Source organism: Aquamicrobium sp. YD-1-mutant5 (assembly GCF_059509755.1).
This window is the reverse complement of record NZ_JCAKKP010000010.1, coordinates 85,960-106,660: the sequence shown is the minus strand read 5'-3', so window position 1 is coordinate 106,660 and position 20,701 is coordinate 85,960. Positions and strand designations below refer to the sequence as shown.

General features: G+C 63.8%; 21 protein-coding genes and 1 other RNA gene. 15 read left to right on the top strand and 7 right to left on the bottom strand.

The annotated features are described in order from the left end of the window. Nucleotides 1–5: 5 nt before the first annotated feature. Nucleotides 6–320, bottom strand: a complete 315-nt coding sequence (locus AC5XE7_RS14450) for a DUF2293 domain-containing protein (RefSeq protein WP_495366511.1) — start codon at nt 318–320, stop codon at nt 6–8. Continuing rightward, complete coding sequence (gene tsaA, locus AC5XE7_RS14445; protein ID WP_495366512.1) at nt 317–823, bottom strand: tRNA (N6-threonylcarbamoyladenosine(37)-N6)-methyltransferase TrmO; 507 nt, start codon at nt 821–823, stop codon at nt 317–319. Before tsaA ends, AC5XE7_RS14450 begins: the two co-directional genes overlap by 4 nt. A 122-nt stretch (nt 824–945) precedes the next feature. On the opposite strand from tsaA, the gene AC5XE7_RS14440 reads away from it, so the two are divergent. Further along, nucleotides 946–1,959: an ArsR/SmtB family transcription factor gene (locus AC5XE7_RS14440; protein WP_495366513.1), complete on the top strand. Its 1,014-nt coding sequence runs from the start codon at nt 946–948 to the stop codon at nt 1,957–1,959. After that, a complete protein-coding gene (metF, locus tag AC5XE7_RS14435; protein WP_495366514.1) occupies nt 1,959–2,873 on the top strand; it encodes a methylenetetrahydrofolate reductase [NAD(P)H] in 915 nt (304 codons plus the stop codon). Before AC5XE7_RS14440 ends, metF begins: the two co-directional genes overlap by 1 nt. A gap of 529 nt (nt 2,874–3,402) precedes the next feature. On the opposite strand, the gene AC5XE7_RS14430 is transcribed toward metF, so the two are convergent. Next, nucleotides 3,403–4,578, bottom strand: coding sequence for a lytic murein transglycosylase (locus AC5XE7_RS14430; RefSeq protein ID WP_495366515.1), 1,176 nt, complete (start codon nt 4,576–4,578; stop codon nt 3,403–3,405). A 126-nt stretch (nt 4,579–4,704) separates the two neighbouring features. Next, the gene (locus tag AC5XE7_RS14425; protein WP_495366516.1) at nt 4,705–5,511 is read right to left on the bottom strand and encodes a glycoside hydrolase family 25 protein; all 807 of its coding nucleotides are present in this window, start codon (nt 5,509–5,511) and stop codon (nt 4,705–4,707) included. A gap of 183 nt (nt 5,512–5,694) precedes the next feature. Here AC5XE7_RS14425 and AC5XE7_RS14420 point away from each other — a divergent pair, with 183 nt between their 5' ends. Then, nucleotides 5,695–7,080, top strand: coding sequence for a serine hydrolase domain-containing protein (locus AC5XE7_RS14420; protein ID WP_495366517.1), 1,386 nt, complete (start codon nt 5,695–5,697; stop codon nt 7,078–7,080). Here the strand turns inward: AC5XE7_RS14420 and AC5XE7_RS14415 are convergent. After that, a complete protein-coding gene (locus AC5XE7_RS14415; RefSeq protein WP_495366586.1) occupies nt 7,055–7,690 on the bottom strand; it encodes a class I SAM-dependent methyltransferase in 636 nt (211 codons plus the stop codon). The genes AC5XE7_RS14420 and AC5XE7_RS14415 overlap by 26 nt on opposite strands. Before the next feature lie 23 nt (nt 7,691–7,713). Next, on the bottom strand, nt 7,714–8,961 hold the full coding sequence (locus AC5XE7_RS14410; protein WP_495366518.1) for a BtaA family protein: 1,248 nt from the start codon (nt 8,959–8,961) through the stop codon (nt 7,714–7,716). 198 nt (nt 8,962–9,159) lie between these two features. Here AC5XE7_RS14410 and AC5XE7_RS14405 point away from each other — a divergent pair, with 198 nt between their 5' ends. The 5 genes from AC5XE7_RS14405 to rnpB all read left to right on the top strand — a co-directional run bounded on the left by AC5XE7_RS14405 (nt 9,160) and on the right by rnpB (nt 12,280). After that, nucleotides 9,160–9,414: a hypothetical protein gene (locus AC5XE7_RS14405; protein WP_183831155.1), complete on the top strand. Its 255-nt coding sequence runs from the start codon at nt 9,160–9,162 to the stop codon at nt 9,412–9,414. 131 nt (nt 9,415–9,545) lie between these two features. Beyond that, on the top strand, nt 9,546–10,265 hold the full coding sequence (locus AC5XE7_RS14400) for a TerB family tellurite resistance protein (protein WP_495366519.1): 720 nt from the start codon (nt 9,546–9,548) through the stop codon (nt 10,263–10,265). Further along, nucleotides 10,262–11,026 carry a peptidoglycan recognition protein family protein gene (locus AC5XE7_RS14395; RefSeq protein ID WP_495366520.1) on the top strand — a complete coding sequence of 255 codons (765 nt, stop codon included), beginning with the start codon at nt 10,262–10,264 and terminating at the stop codon, nt 11,024–11,026. The genes AC5XE7_RS14400 and AC5XE7_RS14395 overlap by 4 nt, the downstream gene beginning before the upstream one ends. 182 nt (nt 11,027–11,208) lie before the next feature. Then, nucleotides 11,209–11,823: a lytic transglycosylase domain-containing protein gene (locus tag AC5XE7_RS14390; protein WP_495366521.1), complete on the top strand. Its 615-nt coding sequence runs from the start codon at nt 11,209–11,211 to the stop codon at nt 11,821–11,823. A gap of 59 nt (nt 11,824–11,882) precedes the next feature. Beyond that, an RNA gene (rnpB, locus tag AC5XE7_RS14385) (RNase P RNA component class A) lies at nt 11,883–12,280 on the top strand. A gap of 98 nt (nt 12,281–12,378) precedes the next feature. Here rnpB and AC5XE7_RS14380 read toward each other — a convergent pair. Next, the gene (locus tag AC5XE7_RS14380; protein WP_495366522.1) at nt 12,379–12,669 is read right to left on the bottom strand and encodes a hypothetical protein; all 291 of its coding nucleotides are present in this window, start codon (nt 12,667–12,669) and stop codon (nt 12,379–12,381) included. Nucleotides 12,670–13,124: 455 nt separating this feature from the next. On the opposite strand from AC5XE7_RS14380, the gene mraZ reads away from it, so the two are divergent. Genes mraZ through mraY form a run of 7 tightly spaced genes read left to right on the top strand, consistent with a single transcriptional unit; the run spans nt 13,125 to nt 20,695 of the window. Continuing rightward, nucleotides 13,125–13,592, top strand: coding sequence for a division/cell wall cluster transcriptional repressor MraZ (mraZ, locus tag AC5XE7_RS14375; protein ID WP_495366523.1), 468 nt, complete (start codon nt 13,125–13,127; stop codon nt 13,590–13,592). Beyond that, complete coding sequence (gene rsmH / locus AC5XE7_RS14370) at nt 13,589–14,578, top strand: 16S rRNA (cytosine(1402)-N(4))-methyltransferase RsmH (protein ID WP_495366524.1); 990 nt, start codon at nt 13,589–13,591, stop codon at nt 14,576–14,578. Before mraZ ends, rsmH begins: the two co-directional genes overlap by 4 nt. A 4-nt stretch (nt 14,579–14,582) precedes the next feature. Further along, a complete protein-coding gene (gene ftsL / locus AC5XE7_RS14365; RefSeq protein ID WP_183831141.1) occupies nt 14,583–14,945 on the top strand; it encodes a cell division protein FtsL in 363 nt (120 codons plus the stop codon). Then, a complete protein-coding gene (locus tag AC5XE7_RS14360) occupies nt 14,942–16,657 on the top strand; it encodes a peptidoglycan D,D-transpeptidase FtsI family protein (protein ID WP_495366525.1) in 1,716 nt (571 codons plus the stop codon). The genes ftsL and AC5XE7_RS14360 overlap by 4 nt, the downstream gene beginning before the upstream one ends. A gap of 48 nt (nt 16,658–16,705) precedes the next feature. Beyond that, nucleotides 16,706–18,160: a UDP-N-acetylmuramoyl-L-alanyl-D-glutamate--2,6-diaminopimelate ligase gene (locus tag AC5XE7_RS14355; protein WP_495366526.1), complete on the top strand. Its 1,455-nt coding sequence runs from the start codon at nt 16,706–16,708 to the stop codon at nt 18,158–18,160. Then, nucleotides 18,157–19,578, top strand: a complete 1,422-nt coding sequence (locus AC5XE7_RS14350; protein ID WP_495366527.1) for a UDP-N-acetylmuramoylalanyl-D-glutamyl-2,6-diaminopimelate--D-alanyl-D-alanine ligase — start codon at nt 18,157–18,159, stop codon at nt 19,576–19,578. The genes AC5XE7_RS14355 and AC5XE7_RS14350 overlap by 4 nt, the downstream gene beginning before the upstream one ends. 34 nt (nt 19,579–19,612) lie before the next feature. After that, nucleotides 19,613–20,695 carry a phospho-N-acetylmuramoyl-pentapeptide-transferase gene (mraY, locus tag AC5XE7_RS14345; RefSeq protein WP_183831133.1) on the top strand — a complete coding sequence of 361 codons (1,083 nt, stop codon included), beginning with the start codon at nt 19,613–19,615 and terminating at the stop codon, nt 20,693–20,695. The last annotated feature ends 6 nt before the right edge of the window (nt 20,696–20,701 follow it).

The window sequence follows — 20,701 nt, the reverse complement described above, 5'->3', positions numbered from 1 at the left end:
ACTGCTCAGCTGTCGTCCTCGTCAGGGTCGAGGAGGCGCGTGGCCCGCCATTTCGTCAGCCATGCATTGATCTCGTCGACCACGAAGAACCGGGCCGAATCCCGGTCATAGCCTTCGGCCAGCAGCTTTTCGTAGTCCGTGTGCGCATGGCGGATATGGGCGACCGTTGCCAGCCAGACGGCGATGGAGGCGGGCAGGGCTTTCAGATGCGGCGCGCCGGCATCGGCCCTGATCTTCTCGATATCGGCGTAGGGCGCCATCGGCAGAAGCGTGGTGATTGCCTTCGCGATCGCCTTCTGGCGCCCGGTGGAGCGGATCATGTCCGCTCCTTGTTCGGGATTTTCGCGTCCGCGATGGCATCGACGGACGGGAAATAGGGCTTGATGTCGAGGACAGGCGTGCCGTCCAGCACATCGATCGCGTCCAGATCGATGGTTCCAGAACTCCGGTCGATGCGGAGGATGGTCGCGGTGTGCAGGCCGATGGGGTTGGGGCGGGCCGGCGAGCGGATCGCGAAAACGCCTTTGGCTTCAGTCGCATGGCGCGGTTTCTGCACAATCAGATTCCGCGGCGAATGGTGCAGCCATGTCAGGATGTGGATGTGGCTGTAGCCTTCGAGCCCGGAAAGCCCCTCGCGGTAAGCGGGTTCAAGCACCAGCCTTGCCGGTGCGTCACGCTCGCGCGCCTGCCGCATGTTCTTCGGGCATTCCTCGCGCAGGGTCCATGGCGAGGACATGCGGCCGATGAAGACGACATGCCCGTCAGGCTCCATCCCGGCGGGGTCTTCAGTCAGCTTCAGCTCGTCGTGACGTTGTTCAAACATGCTCTTGCACTCCGGATTTTCACATAACGGGTAGGATAAAAATCACCCGTTGCAAATCTGTCGACAATGACATAAACATATCTTTATATCTTTTTTGAATGTCACCCTGGGTAAGGCTGGGCATGAACGTCACCCTCGATACGATGGTAGATACCTTGAAGGCGGCTGCGGAATCCAGCCGGCTGCGCATCCTGATATTGCTGGCGCAGGGCGACCTGACGGTATCCGATTTCACGGAAATTCTCGGCCAGTCGCAGCCGCGCGTTTCGCGCCATCTCAAGCTGTTGCTCGAAGCGGGACTGATCGGCCGCTATCAGGAGGGGTCGTGGGCCTTTTTCCGGCTCTCGGATCAGGAAATGTCGCGTGCTTTCGTGATGCGGCTGATCGCCGGCGTCGATGCCGCCGATCCGCAGATCGAGCGCGACATGGAGCGGCTGGAGACGGTCAAGCGGCGCCGGCAGGAGCGGGCGACCGAATATTTTTCGCAAAATGCCGCGAGTTGGGACGAGATTCGCTCGCTGCATGTGCCCGACAAGGCGGTGGAGACGGCTATTCTGGAACTGGTCGGCAAGCGTCCATTCCAGTCCATGCTCGACCTTGGCACCGGCACCGGGCGTGTGCTGGAGATCCTGTCGCCGCTCTACCGGCGTGGCGTCGGCATCGACATGTCGCGCGAGATGCTGGCCGTTGCGCGTGCCAATCTTGAGCGCGCCGGCGTCACCAATGCGCAGGTGCGGCAGGGCGATATCTTCGCGCCGCCGGTGGAGCGTGATGCCTATGACCTCGTGACCATTCATCAGGTCCTGCACTATCTCGATGATCCGGCCCGCGCCATTTCCGAGGCCGCGCGGCTGCTGCGCCCGTCCGGGCGGCTGATCATCGTGGATTTCGCGCCGCATTCGCTGGAATTCCTGCGCGAAGAGCATGCACATCAGAGACTGGGCTTTTCCGACCGCCAGATCGGCGAGTGGTTTGCGGAGTCCGGGCTTGATCTGGAAAGCAGCCAGGAATTCGAGCCGCAGGGCAACAGCGGCGGCAGGCTGACCGTCAAGCTCTGGCTCGGTCGCGACCGTCGCCTGCTGATCGCCGATCCCATCCCAACCTCCCATGCAGTACGAATCGGGGAAGTCGCCTGATGAACCAGTATCGTTTTTCCCGGCGTGCCGATCTGGGAGACAGCATCCGTGTCTCGTTCGAGTTCTTCCCGCCCAAGACGGACGATATGGAGACGCGGCTCTGGGAAACCGTTACGCGCCTGCAGCCGCTGCATCCACATTTCGTGTCGGTGACCTATGGCGCGGGCGGTTCGACGCGCGAGCGCACGGCGCGCACCGTTGCCCGCATCATCCGCGAGACCAGCCTTGCGCCTGCCGCCCACCTGACCTGCATCGATGCCTCGCGCGAGGAAGTCGACGCCGTGATCCGGCAGTTCGTGGAGCTTGGCGTCACGCGTTTCGTGGCCCTGCGCGGTGATCCCGCTGCGGGTGCCGGCACCGGCTACCGGCCGCATCCTGACGGCTATGCCAATGGCGCGGAGATGGTGGCGGCGCTTCGCCGTCAGGGCGATTTCGACATTTCGGTCTCGGCCTATCCCGAAAAGCATCCCGAAAGCCCGGACTTCGCCACGGATATCGATATGCTCAAGCGCAAGGTGGACAACGGCGCGACGCGCGCCATCACCCAGTTCTTCTTCGACAACGACGTGTATGAGCGCTATGTCGAGCGCGTGCGCCGTGCGGGCATCTATATCCCCATCGTTCCGGGCATATTGCCGGTTCACAACATCGGGCAGGTCGTGAATTTTTCGGCCCGCGCCGGCGCGCATGTTCCCCTGTGGCTGCGCGAGCGCTTTGTCGGGCTGGAGAACGATCCGCAGACGCATGCGCTGGTGGCCGCCGCCGTGGCAGCCGAGCAGGTGCACGATCTCGTCGAGCGTGGTGTCAGCGATTTTCATTTCTACACGATGAACCGTTCCGATCTCGCCTTCGCGGTGTGCCATATGATCGGCATTCGCCCGCGCAACGGAAACGGAGCGAGCGTGGCCGCTTGACGAGACGGCCACAGGCCAAACACCACAAACAAAAAAGGCCGGGCTCTGTGCCCGGCCTTTCTGTTTGATCTCTGCTTTCAGGTTGTGGGTTCTGTATTACTGGCCCCCGTGACCTTCAGGTCAGGGAAGGACGCCTATGATCAGAGCGCCGACGAACGCGAAAGCGGCGCAGATTATCAATGCGTTGATAGGCCTCGTAAGTCCCATAAATAGCCTCCTTCTGAAAAGCTATTCACGGAATCTAGAAGCATTTTGCCGGCAGACAAGCAAAAAATTTTCGCCATTGCGGCGGATTTGTGGAGAGGTTTCTGCCTACTCGCTGAATTTGCAAGGTAAAACCGGTTTAACATTTGTGCATAAATTATGACGGTGCAACCTGTGGCGAGGGGAAATCCCGGATGACGCCATGCAGGTTGTGCTGCCTGCGATGACGAAAACCGGCGCAGGGATTCGGTGCCTGCGCCCTCAATAGCTGCCTTGACGCATGTGGGCTTCGCGAAACCGGCCCTGCGCTTTTTGCGAAAGGGCCTCAAAGCCGGGACAGAAGATCCATTGTCGGCCAGCCGTCGGCGGGGATGCCGAGGCGGATCTGCTCCTGCCTGACCGCCTCGCGCGTGTTGGTGCCGAGAATGCCGTCGACATTGCCGACATCGTAATTCAGGGCCTGAAGCTTGCGCTGCAGATCCTTCATCTGCTCCATGCTGAGCCCCTGTTCGGGCGAGCGCGGATCATAGGGCTGGGCACCGTCGAGGCGGGTGGCCAGCACCGCCGCCGTGAGGGCGTAGGTGAAGGACTGGTTCCACTTCAGGTAGACCTCGAAATTATCGTAGGTGAGGAAGGCCGGCCCTTTGCGGCCCATCGGCAGGGCAAGGCCGGCGGTCTGGCCATTGTCGGCCAGCGGGCTGCCGTCGCGGCGGGTGACGCCCCACTGGTTCCACTGGGCCACGGACAGCTTGTTGGTGCGACTGGTCTGCTCCCACGGCAGATCGTCGGGGATGCGGACTTCCTCGATCCAGGGCTGGCCCGGGATCCAGCCGCGCGACTGGATCTTCTTGGCGGTGGTCATGATGGCGTCAGGCGCGCTGTTGCGCAGGTCGACAATGCCGTCATTGTCGCCGTCGACGCCGTTGTTGAGGTAATCCGCCGGCAGGATCTGGGTCTGGCCGATCTCGCCGGCCCATGCGCCCTTCACGTCGGCGGGCAGCACGCCGCGGTCGATGAGGGTGAGAAGCGGCACCAGATGCGGGCGGAAGAGCTGCGGGCGGCGGCAGTCATGCGCCAACGTCACCAGCGCGTTGAGTGTGGGGAAATCACCCTGCACGGCACCGAAATCGGTTTCCAGCGCCCAGAAAGCGGTGATCACCGAGGCGGGCGCGCCATAGTCCTGCTCGGCCCGGTCGAAGACGGAGGCGTATTTGCGCATGTTGGTTGCGCCGTGCTTCAGCCGGTAATCGGAGATCATGCGGCCGGAGAACTCGATGAAGGTCTGCGAGAACACGCCCTGCGAGCGGTCGCGTGCCAGAACGCGGGTGTCGATGTCGGCGCCCTCAAGAGCGCGCAGGCCCGTTTCGCCAACGCCGGCGGCCCGGGCTTCCTCAGCCACGCCCTGCTTCCATGCATCGAAATCCGTGCCGCATTCCTGGGCAATGGCCGCACTGGACAAGGCCGTCATCAGTGTAGCAAAGGCAAGAACAGGCGTACGCATGGGTTTCCTTCCGGACTCGACGGGATTCTCAAAGGCATCCTTAAAGGGCGCTCTATGGCAACCGCTTATGTCGAAAAGCGGGCAGGAGCCATGGCCGGAACCATGAATGTCATTGGCTCAGGGCTGTCAACGGGTGTTCTGCTTCAGCCATTTTTGCCAGGCGGCCTGTGTCCCGTTGAACACGTTTATGTCGGCCTTGCCCCTGATGCCGGGCACGATGCCGGTGCCCGTATATTGCCAGAAGGTGAAGGGGTGCGGCCCGTAACGGTTCGACGGATGGCCGGCGACGGAGCGCAGCCAGTAGGGGTAGCCATGGAAGGTGGCGAGCCTGTTGTCGTCGAAGAAGTCGATCGAGGTGTAGATGATCGGCTTCTTGCCGTAGTGGTTCTCGATGGTCTTCAGGAAGATCGACATTTCCGTTCGCACCGTCTCAGGCGGCGGGCGCAGCTTGCAGGTCGGAGACTGCGGGTTCCATTCCATGTCGAGCACGGGCGGCATTGCCGACGGGTCCTTCGGCACGTTCTGGATGAACCAGCGCGCCTGCTCGATGGCCGGGCGGCAAAAATAGTAGAAGTGATAGGCCCCGCGCGGCACGCCGGCGGCCTTTGCGCCGCGCCAGTGCTCTTGGAAATAGTCGTCCACGCGGTCGCCGCCCTCCGTGGCCTTGATGAAAGCGAAGGAAATGCCGGCGGCCTTCGCCTGCGCCCAGTCGACCGAGGTCTGGTATTTGGACACGTCGGTTCCGTGCACGGCATAATGCCATGGCGTGGTTCCCTGCCAGTCATGCGGGTTGCTGTCGCCAAAGCGTGGAGCTTTGCCGGAGACAGATGAGGGGGCGGTGGTGGACGGCACGCTCGTGGGGGCCATGTCCTCCAGCGTGGTGGAGCAGGCGCCGAGCAGGGACAGTCCCAGAATGAATGCCAGTCGGCGCATTTGTAACCCCAAACCCGTTTGCAATGGCAGGTGCAGGCGCCGGGGCATCCCGCAGCGCTTCCCCGTCCCGACGGAATGAACTCTTCCTCAGGTCATCGCCCGGACATGGTTTATATTCGGTTGATGGGGCGGTGCAGAACCGCAAATATGCGTGCGTGTTCAGGGCGAATCGAGGGGAAGGCGATGCGGTTGTTCATCAGGCTCCTGAAAGCGGTGGCGGGGCTCGCCGTGCTTGTCGTTGCCGGCATGTTCGCATGGCTCTATGCAGCGCCGCCCGAACTGATCCGGGTGGGCTCCGGCTATGCCGCCAAGATCGTCTGCTCGAACGTGTTCATCGCCGGGCGTGAACCGGACGAGGTGCTGGAGGTGGACGTGCAGGCGCCCGGCCATCCGCTGCTGAAGCTGATGCGGGTGTCGGTCGATCGCGATGCAAAGACGGTGAGGGCCGGTCTGCTCGGCGTTCTGGGGCAAAGCACCGCCATCGCGCGCGACGGACTGGGCTGCGCGAGCGTGCCGGATGGCGATCTGGAGCAGGCGCGCGCCGTGCAATTGACGCAGGAGCCGGTTGCGCCGCCGGCATCGGAAGCGTCGTGGCCTGCGGGGGAGGGGGCCGGGCCGGCTTTGCCCGAAATCGCCGCCATTGTGGGCGACGACAATCTGGCGGGGCCGGGAATGCGTGCCATCGTCGTGGTGCAGGACGGGAAGATCGTGGCTGAGCGCTACGGCGCGGGTTTTTCAGAAAAGATGCCGCTGCTTGGCTGGTCGATGTCCAAGACGGTGAACGCCGCCATCATAGGCACCCTGATAAGGGAGGGACGGATGCGCGTGGAGGCCAGCCATCTATTTTCCGGTTGGGACGGCGACGGGCGGGCGGACATCACGATCGCCGATCTGATGGCGATGTCGAGCGGGCTCGTCTTCAATGAGGATTATGGCGCCGTCGCCGACGTGACCCGCATGCTCTATCTGGAGCCGGACATGGCAGGCTTCGCCGCCACGAAGGAACTCGGCGGGCGCGTGGGAGACACATTCTCCTATTCGAGCGGCACCTCGGTGTTGTTGTCGCGGCTGTGGCAGCAGGCGCAGGACGATCCGCAGCAGGCGCTGCAATGGCCGCGCCGCGCCCTGTTCGGGCCGCTCGGCATGTCGAGCGCGGTGATCGAGGCGGATGCAAGGGGCACCTTCGTCGGATCTTCCTACATCTATGCCACGGCGCGTGACTGGGCGCGGTTCGGGCAGTTCCTGCTCGATGATGGCGTGTGGAGCGGCGAGAGGATCCTGCCCGCCGGCTTCGTGTCGTGGATGCGAGAGCCCGCGCCCGCGTCCAACGGCGTCTATGGCAGGGGGCAGCTGTGGCTGGAGGCACCGGGCGGCAATGGCTCGCGGATGGGTGTTCCCGCCGACACATTCTGGCTGAAGGGGCATGACGGGCAGACAATTGCCGTCATCCCGTCGCGCCGCATGGTGGTCGTGCGCATGGGGCTGACGCCGAGGGCAGCCGGGTATGGCTCCGAGCTGCTTGTGGCCGCCCTTGCGACCGCGCTTACGACGGCAGGTGACGTGCAGTGACCACCGCGCGCACGGCATAGCCGCGATAAAGGCTTTCAAAGCAGAGGCTTGCGCCCCGCTTCGCAGATTCCGATTCCAGAACTTCGCGCAGAGAATCACGCGGCGTGACGTGGAACCGGGCCAGCCAGTTGCGCAAGACGGCCCGAAACCAGCGGGGCAGGCGTTCCTGACGCCCGAAATCCACGATGTGCAGGGAGCCGCCCGGCGCCAGCGCCGCGAGCGCGGCGGAGATGGCTTGCTGCCATCCGGGGATCATGGAGAGGGAATAGGAGAGGAAGATGCGATCGAAACGGCCGGAGCCGACAAGGCTTTCGGGATCGAAGTCGGTGGCATCGCCAACGGCCAGCGTGACACGGCTTGCCAGCCCCTTCTGCGCAAGGGCTGCGCTGGCGGTCGACAGCATCTCGGCGGAGATGTCGAGGCCGAAGAAGCGCGCCTGCGGATAGCGTGTGGCCGCGACCGCAAGGTTGCGTCCCGTACCGCATCCAAGTTCCAGAACGGTGTCGCCGGGTGCCGCGTCCAGCCCCTCGATCAGCCGGTCGCGGCCGAGGAGGTAGTATTTGCGGGTCAGGTCATAGATGTGCCGCTGACGGCGGTAGATGCCGTCCATGAGCGCGGCATGGCTGCCGGTGCTCACTGCCCGTCCTTCACATAGAGGTGGAAGCCGCCATAGATGGCCGAACGGTCGGTCCTGCAGAAGGCGCGGGACGCTTCTTCTTCATAGGACCACTGGTCGAGCAGTTCCGCAGCCACGCGCCCGGGCAGGACGCTGGGTTCTGCGGCCGTGCGGAAGATCACGCGCGCGCCTTGTGCCGCGGTGCGGGTGATCTGCGCCCACAGCGCGTTGAGCTGCGCGTCGGTCATCCAGTCCTGCGCGTCGAGCAGCACGAAGCGGTCGACTGATCCATCCGGCTTTGCGGCCAGATAGTCGGTCATGTTGACATGGTTGATGCTGGCGCGGCCGATGTTGCGTTTCACCACCTCGTGGCGGGCTGCCACCAGATAATCGGGCAGCGCACCTTCGCCAGCGGCGGGATAGCGGCGGGCGAAGGCCTGCCAGGCGAAGTAGTTATCCTTCAGCGGAAAGTCGCAGGCGAGCTTTTCAAGCCGGGCGCGCAGCACCCCGGCCATCGAGCCGTCGCCGCAGGCGAGCAGCGCGTCGTACTGGGCGGGCGGGATGCCGAGCGCGAACAGGGAGGATTTGCGCGAGGTGATCCATTTCAGCAGCGGCCGGTCGAAGAGGGGAGCGAGCCGCCCCTCGAAGAAGCGGCGCTGCTCTTCAGGCGTTTTGGCCTGCATGATTTCGGCTGGATCGACACCCTGCCATCTGGCGATGCGATGGCCGGCCGACAGGAAGAAGCCGAGCAGGCCGGCATTGTAGAAATTGCCGTTGAACAACTCGATGCGCCGCCTGCCGCGCCAGTTGCGCTTTTCCCAGTACTGGCGGCTGGCCGGATCGAGATGCGGGGCGATGAAGGCGTCATAGGCGTGAGCATTGTGATCATTGCCCGGCTCGCCGAAGAAGCGGAACAGGTCGCCATGGGAGGGAAGGTGGCGGACCGCGGCGAATTTCATGCGGTTCAGCGCGACATGGGCCGCATTGAGGTCCACCGCCTCGACGCTGGCCGGGGAGCGGGTGAGATAGGCGAGGATGTTGCAGCCGCCGGAGGCTATGGTGACGACCCGATGGCCCTCACCGAGCTGCATCGCCTCCATGTCCGTTTCGGGATCCTCCCAGATCTGGGGGTAGACCAGGCCGGAAAACAGCAGGGCGAACAGGCGCTCCGACAGGCCGTCGCGGGAGAGGGCACCATTTCGGCAAACGGCTTTGCCAACTTCCTTGCCGCGCCGGAAAACCAGTTCGCCTGAAACGTCGGTCATGAAAAGATTCTCCCCTGTGGTTGTGGGCACAGCGGGTATCGCAGGGCAATGACAGGCACGTGACGATGGATGAAGAGAGCGCGGAGAAAGGGAGCGCTGTTACAGAACGAAACGCAACGTTATGAAACAGATAGCGCCTTTCGGCATTACATTCGCAACCGCCAGGGAAGGCGGGGGTGTTTGTAAGGAGACTGAAACATGAAGAAGCTCGTTCTTGCATCGATTTCCGCCGTGGCGCTTTTCGGCGTTGCCGCCTGCAGTGACAGCGGTTCCGATGCGACCACCACCCAGAGCACCACGCCGCCGGCCGCCGAGCAGCCTGTTGCGCCTGATGCGACCGCGCCTGCCGCGCCGCCGCCCGCCACGGACGGTTCCACCACGCAGAGCATTACTCCGGCCCCGAGCGACAGCGGTTCGCAGGTTGATCCCGTGATGCCGGCGCCGGCCGAATAATATTTCCACAACCGTTACGGTTGCAAAGGGTCGGCGTTGCCGGCCCTTTTTCGTCGGGCAGGGTGGTCATGGGAGCCATAAGGGGAAACAGCATGCTTCCCTGTGCGCGCGAAAGGCTCTAAACAGCCACCATGTCCATCTGGAACCGCATCGGCGATTTCATTCAGCGCCTTTCCTCCTCTACGGCTCACGGCGTGGCCGACATGGTGGAGGCCGTCCGTACCCTGTTCGCCGGTGATCCCGAGCTACGGCGCAAGGTGGCTTTTTCCGTGGCCATGATTGCGCTCTCGGCCAAGATGGCCAAGGCGGACGGCGTGGTGACGCAGGACGAGGTGCGGGCCTTTCAGGCGATTTTCGAGGTGCCGCCGCAGGAAGCGCGCAATGTCGCGCGTCTCTATGATCTGGCCAAGCAGGATACCGCTGGCTTCGAGGTCTATGCACGCCAGATGGCGGGGCTGTGCGGCAGTGGCGGCCCCAACTGCATGATGCTGGAAGACATCCTCGACGGGCTGTTCCACATCGCGACCGCTGATGGGGTGCTGCACGAGCGCGAGGAAGGTTTTCTGCGCCGGGTGGCCGAGATTTTCAGCATCGCCGAGGATCATTACCAGACGATCCTGTCGCGCCATGTCGAACTGGGAACGGCCGATCCGTATATCGTGCTGGGCATCGAACGCGGGCAGCCGCTGGCCGAGGTGAAGCGGCACTACCGCAAGCTGGTGGCGGAGAATCATCCCGACAGGCTGATCGGCCGGGGGCTGCCGCAGGAGTTCATAGCCATCGCCACCACACGGCTGGCGGCAATCAATGCCGCCTATGAGCTGATCGAGCGGAGCCTGCAGGCGGCATGAGCGGTTTCGCCCCCGATCATGCCGGTGCCGAAATCAGGGTCTCGCCCAATTTCGGCCCGCGGCGCGAAGGGATGCGGGCTGACATGATCATCCTGCACTATACCGGCATGGAGAGCGGCCATGCGGCCGAGGTGCGGCTTTGCGATGCCGAGAGCGAGGTTTCATCGCATTATCTGGTGCATGAGGATGGGCGCATCGTGCAGATGGTGCGCGAAAGCGACCGCGCCTGGCACGCCGGCAAAAGCTCGTGGCGGGGCGTGAGCGACATCAATTCCACCTCCATCGGGATCGAGATCGTCAATCCGGGCCATGCGCTGGGCTATCCGCGTTTTCCGAAGCGGCAGATCGATGCCGTCATCGCCTTGTGCAGGGGCATCATGCAGCGCCACAAGGTGCGGCCGGAACGAGTGCTCGCTCATTCCGACATCGCTCCCGGCCGCAAGGTCGATCCGGGCGAGAAATTTCCGTGGAAGCGGCTGTTCGGGGAAGGCGTCGGCCATCTGGTGCCGCCTTCGCCGGTGCGCGCCGGCCCGGTGCTTGCCGAGGGCGATGCAGGACCGGATGTCGAGAAATTGCAATCCATGCTGGCGCTCTACGGCTATGGCGTGGAGATCACCGGGATCTACGACGCGCAGACGCGCATCGTCGTGGAGGCCTTCCAGCGCCACTTCCGCCGCCGCATTGTCGACGGAATTGCCGATGGTTCCACTTTGAGGACGCTAGAGCGGCTGCTCGCTTCCATCGCGCAAGGTATTGATTAGATTATAATAAATTGCACTTCGTAATATAGTGTAATTTTAATTGAACGACTTTGCCATTTTTGCTCCGGCATCGCCCTTCAGAGGAATGCCCAAGCTGATCGGTCCTCCCGGAAAATAACTCCCGGTCGCATCATATCCAGTGCGCACGTTGTTCTTCGTGCGCCGATACTGAACAGGATAAAATGACAAAAATAACCGTTTTCACGGCGGCTGTTGCTGCCGCTATGCTCGCTATTGCTTCTGGTCCGGTAAAGGCCGACCGTTTCGATCCGCAACTGGGAGGGCGCGGACTTCTCGTAAAGAAAGCAGAGAACAGCGAAACGCCCCGGAAGGCTGCTTCCACCAGGGCAAAACCTTCTACGGGAAAGAAGCGCTCCGCCCGCAAGGCAGGCAAGGCCGCGGCGGTTTCGGGAACCAGCTATTCCACGCTGATCAGCAAATATGCCGCCAGCTATGGCGTGCCGGTTTCGCTTGCGCATGCCGTCATCAAGGTGGAAAGCAATTATCGCCCCAATGTGGTGGGCAGTTCCGGCGAGGTCGGCCTGATGCAGATCAAGCCTTCAACCGCGCGCATGATGGGTTACAGCGGCTCGTCGAAGGGGCTTTTCAACCCGGAAACCAACATAAAATACGGGATGAAATATCTGGCCATGGCGCACAGCCTCGGCGGCGGAACCACCTGTGGCACGATCCTGAAATACAATGCCGGCCATGCCGCCAAGCGCATGAATCCCGTTTCCTCGGCCTATTGCAGCAAGGTGAAGGTGCACATGGCTTCGCTGGTGCCGTCGAGTTAACGGGGAAGAGGCTGCTTTTCTATTGCGTTTTGGCGGCGGAACACCTTTATACGCAACTGCCAGCCGGCCGGGCGGCCGCACCAGCAGGAGCCGAAAGGCTGCGGGTGAGGAAAGTCCGGGCTCCATGGAAACACGGTGCCGGCTAACAGCCGGCGGGGGCGACCCCAGGGAAAGTGCCACAGAAAGCAAACCGCCGCGCCTCGTGCGCGGTAAGGGTGAAAGGGTGGGGTAAGAGCCCACCGCGCGACCGGCAACGGAAGCGGCACGGTAAACCCCACCGGGAGCAAAACCGAATAGGGGCGGTGCGGGGGAAACCCCGGGGGCTGTTTCCGGCCCACCGTCCGGGTAGGTTGCGTGAGGCGTCTGGCAACAGGCGTCCAAGATGAATGGCCGCCACGTTTCCGTGCCGCAAGGCGCGGAGGCCATACAAAACCCGGCTTACAGGCCGGCTGGCATTTTTCTCCGGTTTCTGTCGCCTGTGGCCCGCCCGTGAGGCGAGCGACCATCCCATGCCGCCTGAAAGGAAAACCCCGCCGGAGCGGGGTTTTGCTGGGTTCAGTTTGCCTTGTGAATGGCCTGAACAGACTTCTTCGCGCCTTTGACGGGGCTGGAGCCGCCGGCGCCGGAACTGTCGATGATGGCGCTGCCGCGCTTGGCGCAGATGTTGGCCGCATCCGCATGGCTGATCTGCTGGGTGCCGTTGCCACGGGTCCATCTGTCGCCATTCTCGCAGGTCACGCTGTATCTGCCGTCCTTGTAGTGGATCGTATAGGCGTAGGCGCCGGAGACAGAGGCGGTCAGGACGCCGGCGGCGACGGCCAGTCTGGCAAGGGTTGCGATGGTCATGGTGTGCTCCTCCCGTTGATGACGATGACACCTTGCCGGCAGGGCCATGAACCCGCTCTGAATGGCGGATTCAGCCGGTTTTCATGTCGCGGGACAGCGGTGCCGGAGGCGGCGCAAGCGGGATGCTGAGTACCGCCCGGGTAAGGTTTCGTTAGGCTTAATGGATCATAAAGAACGGTACCGCAAAACTCTCCGCCGGGACGGAGGGTGGAGAGGTGATCGTGCAATGTGTTCCCGTTGACGCCCATAAAACCCCATGTTATCCCATTTGCAGATTCAAGCCTTTGTTTCGTTTCAGGGTTATGCGTTTGCCAGACGGGCGGCCGCGTCGGCTGCTCGCGTGATGGCGTGCGCCTGTAAGCTCAATGGCAGGGGTCTGAACGAGGGACCGCGCCGCGGCGGCGTGGATGCGACGATGGAAAGGGGTGCGGCGGCGCAAGCGGCTGCAGCACATCATGGACCGTTTTCTGTCAAGCTCAGTGAACCGGATCGACGCCAAGGGGCGGGTGTCGGTACCTGCGCCCTTTCGCGCGGTGGTGCTGAAGCGCGGCTACTCCGAACTCTATGCGCTGAGGGGGCTCGATACGCCGGCCATGGATGTTGGCGGGCTCGACCTGCTCGACCGCTACGAACAGCGCATTGCGCAGGAAGACCCTTTCCAGCAGACGGCGGACGACATGTCCTTCTTCTGCCATGGCGACGGCACGTTCCTGAAGCTGGATCAGGACGGGCGAATCATGATGACGGACTTCATCCGCGCGCATACGGGCATCTCTCAGGAGGTGGCCTTCGTCGGTCGCGGGCAGTTCTTCCAGATCTGGGAACCGGGCCGGCTGGCGGAGCATGGTGCGAAGGTGCGCGAGAGGCTTCTGAGGCTGCGGCAGGCGGCTGCCGGTGCCACCATCGGGGGGCAGACGCCATGACGGCCGGTTCCGACACCGCAGCGCCCCATATTCCCGTTCTGCTCGATGAAGTCATCGAAGCACTGGCGCCGGTGCCCGGCGACGTGATCGTCGATGGCACATTCGGGGCCGGCGGCTACACGCGCGCCATTCTCGGCACCGGCGCATCGGTCGTCGCCATCGATCGCGATCCCGACGCCATCGCGGCGGGAAGGGCGCTGGAAGCAGAGCATGAGGCGCGCCTGCGCCTCGTTCATGCGCCGTTTTCGCTGCTGGACGAACATGTCGAACAGGTCGACGGCGTCGTGCTGGATATCGGCGTTTCCTCCATGCAGCTCGATCAGGCCGAGCGTGGCTTCTCGTTCCGCGCCGACGGGCCGCTCGACATGCGCATGGCGCAGGCGGGCCTGAGCGCCGCCGACGTCGTCAATACCTACAAGACTTCCGATCTGACCCGCATCTTCGGGCTGCTGGGCGAAGAACGGCATGCCGGACGCATCGCCCGCATGATCGAGGCGCGGCGGGAGAAGCGGCCCTTCACCCGTACGCTGGAACTGGCCGACGCCATCGAGACGCTGGTCGGGCGCTCGCCCAAGGACAAGATCCATCCTGCCACGCGCGTGTTTCAGGCGCTGCGCATCTACGTCAATGACGAACTGGGCGAGTTGTCGCGCGCGCTGGTCGCGGCTGAGCGGGCGCTAAAGCCCGGCGGACGGCTTGTCGTCGTGACCTTCCATTCGCTTGAGGATCGCATCGTCAAGCGCTTCCTTGCCGATCGCGACGAGACGACGGCCGGATCGCGCCATCTGCCGCAGGTCGTGCAGCGGGCCGCCACGTTCCGCCGCGCCGGCAACGGAATCACGCCCGGCGAGGCCGAGGTGGAACGCAATCCGCGCGCGCGCTCCGCACGGCTCCGGGCTGCAATACGCACCGACGCACCGCCGCGCGGCGACGATCTTTCGGTTTTCGGGCTTCCAAGACTTCCCGCCATTTCGGGAGAGAGGTGAGAGCATGTTCCGCACCAGCGACATCGTTCTGATAGGCGTCATGGTGGCCGCGGCGGCCATGACCTATTCGATCAAGCGCGACGCCGGCGAGCAGCTTGCGACGGTTCGCAAGCTTCAGACGCAGATCCGCACCGAGGAAGAAACCATCGATCTTCTGAAGGCCGACTGGAGCCTGCTTACTCAGCCCGCGCGGTTGCAGCGGCTGGTGGAGCGCTATCAGGAGCAACTCGGCCTTGAACAGGTCAATCCCTACCAGTTCGCGCGCATCGACAGCCTGCCGCAGCGGCCCCTGTCCATCGAGGACATCACGGCCGCCGATGCGGCCGGACGGCTGATCGATCAGACCCAGACCGGAGCCGTCGAATGATCGGCAGGATCAACCCGTTCCGGCGCATCCGCCAATCCGGCGATGACAGTTCCATCGTCATGGACTCCGCCCGCAAGTCCACCGGCGGGCGCACGCGCAACCGCGTGATCATGACCATGGCGGTTTTCTTCGGCATCTATGCCACGATTGGCGGCCGTCTTGTCTATCTGGGCTTTCAGGATCCCGTGCCTTCGGGCGCGCCGGCAAGCCGGGTGACCGCATCGCGGCCCGACATCATCGACCGCAATGGCGAGGTGCTGGCGACCGACATCAAGACGTCTTCGCTGTTTGCCGAGCCGCGCCATATCGTCGACGCCGACGAGGCGATCGAGAAGCTGGCGACGGTGCTGCCGAACCTCGACTACGAGCAGACCTACAACAAGCTCAAGAGCGGTGCGGGCTTCGTGTGGCTGCAGCGCCAGCTTACTCCGCGCCAGCAATCGGAGATCATGCAGCTCGGCATTCCCGGCATCGGTTTCCGCACGGAAACGCGGCGCTTCTATCCGGCAGGCGCGACCACGGCCTACATCGTCGGTCTCACCAATATCGACAATCAGGGCATATCCGGCCTTGAGAAATACATCGACGGGCAGGGGCTTGCCGATCTTCAGCAGAGCGGTCTGGCGTTGCCCAAGGATCTGGCTCCGGTGCGCCTGTCGGTCGATCTGCGCGTGCAGCATATCGTTCATGACGAAATCAGCTCGGCCATGGAGCGCTTCAGGGCGATCGCCGCCGGCGCCGTCGTGCTCAACGCCAAGACCGGCGAGGTCGTCGCCATGGCTTCGGTGCCGGATTTCGATCCCAACAATCCGGTCAACGCCCAGGATAAGGATCGCCTGAACCGCATGTCGGCGGGCCTCTATGAGATGGGCTCGACGGTGAAGAGCTTCACCACGGCCATGGCGCTGGATTCCGGCAAGGCCAACCTGAACTCGACCTTCGACGCCACCCGCCCCATCACCATCGGGCGCCAGACCATCCGCGACTTTCATGGCAAGGGCCGGGTGCTGACGTTGCCGGAGGTGTTCATCTACTCCTCCAACATCGGCTCGGCCCGCGAGGCCGACATCGTCGGTATCGAAGGCCATCGCGAGTTCCTGCACAGGCTCGGCATTCTTGAACGGATGAAGACCGAGTTGCCGGAAGTGGCGCGGCCGGTGGAGCCGAAAGTGTGGAAGAAAGTTCATTCCATCACCGCATCCTTCGGTCACGGTTTCACCACCACGCCGTTGCAGACGGCGGTGGGAGCCGCCGCGCTGATGAATGGCGGCCATCTCATGAATCCGACATTCCTTGCGAGGACCGTCGAGGAAGCGATGGCGGACGCCACGCGCGTGGTCAGCGAAAAGACCAGCGCCGACATGCGCTACCTCTACAATCTCAACGCCACGGCGCCGGGCGGCTCGGGGCGGCGCGCCACGGTTCCCGGCTACCGCGTCGGTGGCAAGACCGGCACCGCCGAAAAGGTGGTGAACGGGCGCTATGTCAGCGGCAAGCGCTTCAACGCCTTCCTCGCCGCATTCCCTATGGACGATCCGCAATACATCGTTCTGTCGGTCATCGACGAGCCGCAGGCATTGCCGGGGCAGGGTGCGACCGCGGGCTTCAATGCGGCACCGATCGTTTCCAGCATTATTCGCCGTTCGGCGGCCCTGCTTGGCGTCGAGCCGGAATTTGGCCAAGAAAAGGCGGCAACGCTGGCATCCTATTGAGTGATTCTGCTGCAATCCCGCGCAGTCTGAAGAGGTGAGCGTAGATATATGAGACCCGATGATCTGACCGGCATAGTGCCTCTCCACGAGGCGTTTCCCTCCGATACGGAGATTGCCGGCCTGTCGTCGGACTCGCGTGCCATCCGGCCCGGCATGCTGTTTTTCGCGCTCGCGGGCGCGAAGGCCGATGGCGCAAATTTCGCTGCTGACGCCGCCAGCCGCGGTGCGATCGCGGTGGTGGCTGCGAAGGGCCGTACGAACGGCGGGCTGTCCGTGCCGGTGATCGAGGTGGATGATCCGCGCCGCGCGCTGGCGCTGGCTGCCGCGAAATTTTACGGCGCGCAACCGCAGACCATGGTTGCCGTGACCGGCACCAGCGGCAAGACCTCCGTTGCCGCCTTCACCCGTCAGATCTGGGAGCATGCCGGCTTTGCCGCGGCCTCCATCGGCACCACCGGCGTGGTGGCGCCCGGCCGCAACGAATATGGCTCGCTGACCACGCCGGATCCGGTCGCGCTGCACAAGCTGCTTGCCGAACTGGCCGGCGAAGGCGTCAGCCATGCCGCGATGGAGGCTTCCAGCCACGGGCTCGACCAGCACCGGCTGGACGGCGTGCGCCTTGCCGCTGCCGCCTTCACCAATCTCGGCCGCGACCATATGGATTATCACCCCACGGTGGAGGACTATCACGCGGCCAAGCTGCGCCTGTTCCGCGGCCTGCTGCCGCAAGGCGCGCCGGCCGTCATCTTCGCCGACGATCCGTGGTCGCAGGCGACCATCGACGCGGCAAGGGCGGCCGGAAATCATGTGTTGACCGTTGGCCGCAAGGGCGATTTCCTCAAGCTCAACCGTGTCGAACATGAGCGTGCGAAGCAGCGCGCCGAGATCGTCCATGACGGCGACATCTATGAGATCGACCTGCCGCTGGCCGGCGATTTCCAGATCGCCAATGCGCTGGTTTCCGCCGGCCTCGCCATTTCCACCGGCACATCGGCTCCGGCGGCGATGGCCGCGCTGGAGAAGCTGAAAGGTGCGCCGGGCCGCCTCGATCTGGTGGGTGCGACCGCCGCCGGCGCGCCGGTCTATGTCGATTATGCCCACAAGCCGGATGCGCTGGAGAACGTTCTGGCCTCCGTGCGTCCCTTCACCACCGGGCGGGTGATTGTTGTGTTCGGCTGCGGCGGTGACCGCGATCGCGGCAAGCGTCCGATCATGGGCGAGATCGCCACGCGGCTGGCCGATGTGACGATCGTCACCGACGACAATCCGCGCACCGAAGTGCCGGCCGAGATCCGCGCCGCCATCATGGCGGCGGCGCCGGGCGCCATCGAGATCGGCGACCGCCGCAAGGCGATCCACGAGGCGGTGGCCATGCTGCGGGCGGGCGATACGCTGATCGTGGCCGGCAAGGGCCATGAGGAAGGGCAGACCGTTGGAGCCGAGACGCTGCCGTTTTCAGACCATGACGAGGTGCGCATGGCGCTGAAGGAGGTTGCGCAATGAGCTATCTCTGGACCGCCGAAGCGCTGATCGACGCCATGGGCGGGCGTCCGCTCGGCAACATGCCGGCGGGCATTCACGGCATATCCATCGATACCCGTACGCTCCAGGCTGGCGACGCCTTCTTCGCCATCAGGGGCGAGACGATGGACGGGCATGATTTCGCCACGGCTGCAATCAAGGCGGGCGCTGCCGTTCTGATCGTCGCCGAAGGCAAGCTGCCCGCGCTCGGCCGCCTGACCGCGCCGATGATCGTCGTTCCCGACGTGCTGGCGGCGCTGGAAAAGCTGGCGATGGCCGCCCGCGTCCGCTCGCGCGGCAAGGTGATCGCGGTGACCGGCTCTGTCGGCAAGACGACCACCAAGGAGGCGCTGCGCCATGTGCTGGGCTCGGTCGGCTCCGTGCATGCGTCCGACAAGTCGTTCAACAATCACTGGGGCGTGCCGCTGACGCTGGCCCGCCTGCCGGAAGATACCGAATATGCCGTTTTCGAAATCGGCATGAACCATCCGGGTGAAATCCGCCCGCTGGTGAAGATGGTGCGCCCGCATGTGGCGCTGATCACGCTGGTGGCTGCTGCCCATCTCGGCTTCTTCCGCGACCTCGACGAGATCGCGGAAGCCAAGGCCGAGATTTTCGAAGGCATCGAGCCGGGTGGAGCGGCACTTCTCAATCGCGACGACCCGCGCGCCAACATGCTGGGCAAGCTGGCGCGTGAGGCCGGCGTCGAGCATGTGCTGGGCTTCGGCGAGCATCAGCGCTCGACCTACCGGCTGATCAACTGCGTTCTTAATGCCGACCATTCGACCATGACCGCCCGTATCGGGCGTCGCGAGGTGGTGGCGCGCATCGGCGCGCCCGGCCGCCACATGGTGCAGAACGCGCTGGCGGTTCTTGGGGCTGCCGACCTTGTGGGCGCAGACATCGACCGCGTGGCGCTGGCGCTTGGCACCCTGCCTGCACCGGAAGGCCGCGGCCAGCGCCATGTGCTTGCCCATGGCGGCGGTTCCTTCACGCTGATCGACGAGAGCTACAACGCCAATCCGGCTTCCATGAAGGCGGCGCTCGATCTGCTCGACGCCACGCCGCTGGAGGGCGACGGCCGCCGCATCGCGGTGCTCGGCGACATGCTGGAACTGGGCGCGCATTCCGAGAAGCTGCACGCAGACCTGTCCGAACTGATCGTCGGCACCGGCATCAGCCATGTGCTGCTCGGCGGGCCGCACATGAAGGCGCTGGCGGAGGTGCTGCCGAGCGACGTCGCCGTCGTCCATCGCGACGAGGCCGAGGATCTCGGGCGGCTGCTCATCGACACGGTGCAGCCGGATGACGTGATCATGGTGAAGTCGTCGAAGGGGATCGGCTTCTCAAGGATCGTTACCGCGCTGCTGAACAGATTTCCGGCTCACGCCGGCCATTGATGAACGGGCCTGAGGGCCTCTGGGGACGATAAGTATGCTGACGCTGCTCGTGGAATTCGCGGACCGGATCACGGTCTTCAACGTTTTCCGTTACATCACTTTCCGTACCGGCGGCGCGCTGATCACCTCGGCCCTGATCGTCTTCATCTTTGGTCCGGCCATCATCGATTCGCTTCGTCTGCGGCAGGGCAAGGGTCAGCCGATCCGTGCCGACGGGCCGCAGACCCATTTCAAGAAGGCAGGCACGCCCACCATGGGCGGCCTGATGATCCTGACTGGCATCGTCGTCTCCTCGCTTCTGTGGGCCAACCTTTCCAGCGTCTATGTGTGGGTGGTGCTGCTGGTGACGCTGGGTTTCGGCGCCATCGGCTTCTATGACGACTATCTGAAGGTGACGAAGCAGTCGCATCTCGGCTTTTCCGGCAAGGCGCGCCTGACCTTTGAATTCCTGATCGCCGGCATCGCCGCCTGGGTGATCATGCATTACGGGCAGGAGCCGTTCTCCTCCTCGCTGACCTTCCCCTTCGCCAAGGAATTCATCATCAATCTCGGCTGGTTCTTCATTCCCTTCGCCGCCTTCGTGGTGGTGGGGGCAGGCAATGCCGTCAACATCACCGACGGACTCGACGGCCTCGCCATCGTGCCGATCATGATCGCGGCCGCGTCCTTCGGCGTCATCGCCTATCTGTCGGGCAACGCCATCTTCGCCGATTATCTGCAGATCCACTTCGTGCCCGGCACGGGTGAACTGGCCGTCATTCTGGGTGCGGTGATCGGGGCAGGGCTCGGCTTCCTGTGGTTCAACGCGCCGCCGGCGGCCATTTTCATGGGCGACACCGGCTCGCTCGCCATGGGTGGCCTGATCGGCACCATCGCGGTCGCCACCAAGCACGAGATCGTGCTGGCCATCATCGGCGGCCTGTTCGTGGTCGAGATCCTGTCGGTCATCATTCAGGTCGGTTATTTCAAGATGACCGGCAAGCGCGTCTTCCTGATGGCGCCGATTCATCACCATTTCGAAAAGCTCGGCTGGACCGAGAGCCAGGTGGTGATCCGCTTCTGGATCATCGCCGTCATTCTCGCCCTCATCGGGCTCTCGACCCTCAAGCTGCGGTAGGCGCCA

Bases quoted from the DNA above. Each gene is read 5' to 3' on its own strand.
- AC5XE7_RS14390 (WP_495366521.1), top strand. From the start codon at position 11,209: ATGACAAAAATAACCGTTTTCACGGCGGCTGTTGCTGCCGCTATGCTC.
- AC5XE7_RS14420 (WP_495366517.1), top strand. From the start codon at position 5,695: ATGCGGTTGTTCATCAGGCTCCTGAAAGCGGTGGCGGGGCTCGCCGTG.
- mraZ (WP_495366523.1), top strand. From the start codon at position 13,125: ATGGACCGTTTTCTGTCAAGCTCAGTGAACCGGATCGACGCCAAGGGG.
- rsmH (WP_495366524.1), top strand. From the start codon at position 13,589: ATGACGGCCGGTTCCGACACCGCAGCGCCCCATATTCCCGTTCTGCTC.
- AC5XE7_RS14430 (WP_495366515.1), bottom strand. From the start codon at position 4,578: ATGCGTACGCCTGTTCTTGCCTTTGCTACACTGATGACGGCCTTGTCC.
- AC5XE7_RS14360 (WP_495366525.1), top strand. From the start codon at position 14,942: ATGATCGGCAGGATCAACCCGTTCCGGCGCATCCGCCAATCCGGCGAT.
- AC5XE7_RS14425 (WP_495366516.1), bottom strand. From the start codon at position 5,511: ATGCGCCGACTGGCATTCATTCTGGGACTGTCCCTGCTCGGCGCCTGC.
- AC5XE7_RS14395 (WP_495366520.1), top strand. From the start codon at position 10,262: ATGAGCGGTTTCGCCCCCGATCATGCCGGTGCCGAAATCAGGGTCTCG.
- tsaA (WP_495366512.1), bottom strand. From the start codon at position 823: ATGTTTGAACAACGTCACGACGAGCTGAAGCTGACTGAAGACCCCGCC.
- AC5XE7_RS14405 (WP_183831155.1), top strand. From the start codon at position 9,160: ATGAAGAAGCTCGTTCTTGCATCGATTTCCGCCGTGGCGCTTTTCGGC.
- AC5XE7_RS14440 (WP_495366513.1), top strand. From the start codon at position 946: ATGAACGTCACCCTCGATACGATGGTAGATACCTTGAAGGCGGCTGCG.
- AC5XE7_RS14380 (WP_495366522.1), bottom strand. From the start codon at position 12,669: ATGACCATCGCAACCCTTGCCAGACTGGCCGTCGCCGCCGGCGTCCTG.
- mraY (WP_183831133.1), top strand. From the start codon at position 19,613: ATGCTGACGCTGCTCGTGGAATTCGCGGACCGGATCACGGTCTTCAAC.
- AC5XE7_RS14350 (WP_495366527.1), top strand. From the start codon at position 18,157: ATGAGCTATCTCTGGACCGCCGAAGCGCTGATCGACGCCATGGGCGGG.
- AC5XE7_RS14355 (WP_495366526.1), top strand. From the start codon at position 16,706: ATGAGACCCGATGATCTGACCGGCATAGTGCCTCTCCACGAGGCGTTT.
- AC5XE7_RS14400 (WP_495366519.1), top strand. From the start codon at position 9,546: ATGTCCATCTGGAACCGCATCGGCGATTTCATTCAGCGCCTTTCCTCC.
- metF (WP_495366514.1), top strand. From the start codon at position 1,959: ATGAACCAGTATCGTTTTTCCCGGCGTGCCGATCTGGGAGACAGCATC.
- AC5XE7_RS14450 (WP_495366511.1), bottom strand. From the start codon at position 320: ATGATCCGCTCCACCGGGCGCCAGAAGGCGATCGCGAAGGCAATCACC.
- AC5XE7_RS14415 (WP_495366586.1), bottom strand. From the start codon at position 7,690: ATGGACGGCATCTACCGCCGTCAGCGGCACATCTATGACCTGACCCGC.
- AC5XE7_RS14410 (WP_495366518.1), bottom strand. From the start codon at position 8,961: ATGACCGACGTTTCAGGCGAACTGGTTTTCCGGCGCGGCAAGGAAGTT.
- ftsL (WP_183831141.1), top strand. From the start codon at position 14,583: ATGTTCCGCACCAGCGACATCGTTCTGATAGGCGTCATGGTGGCCGCG.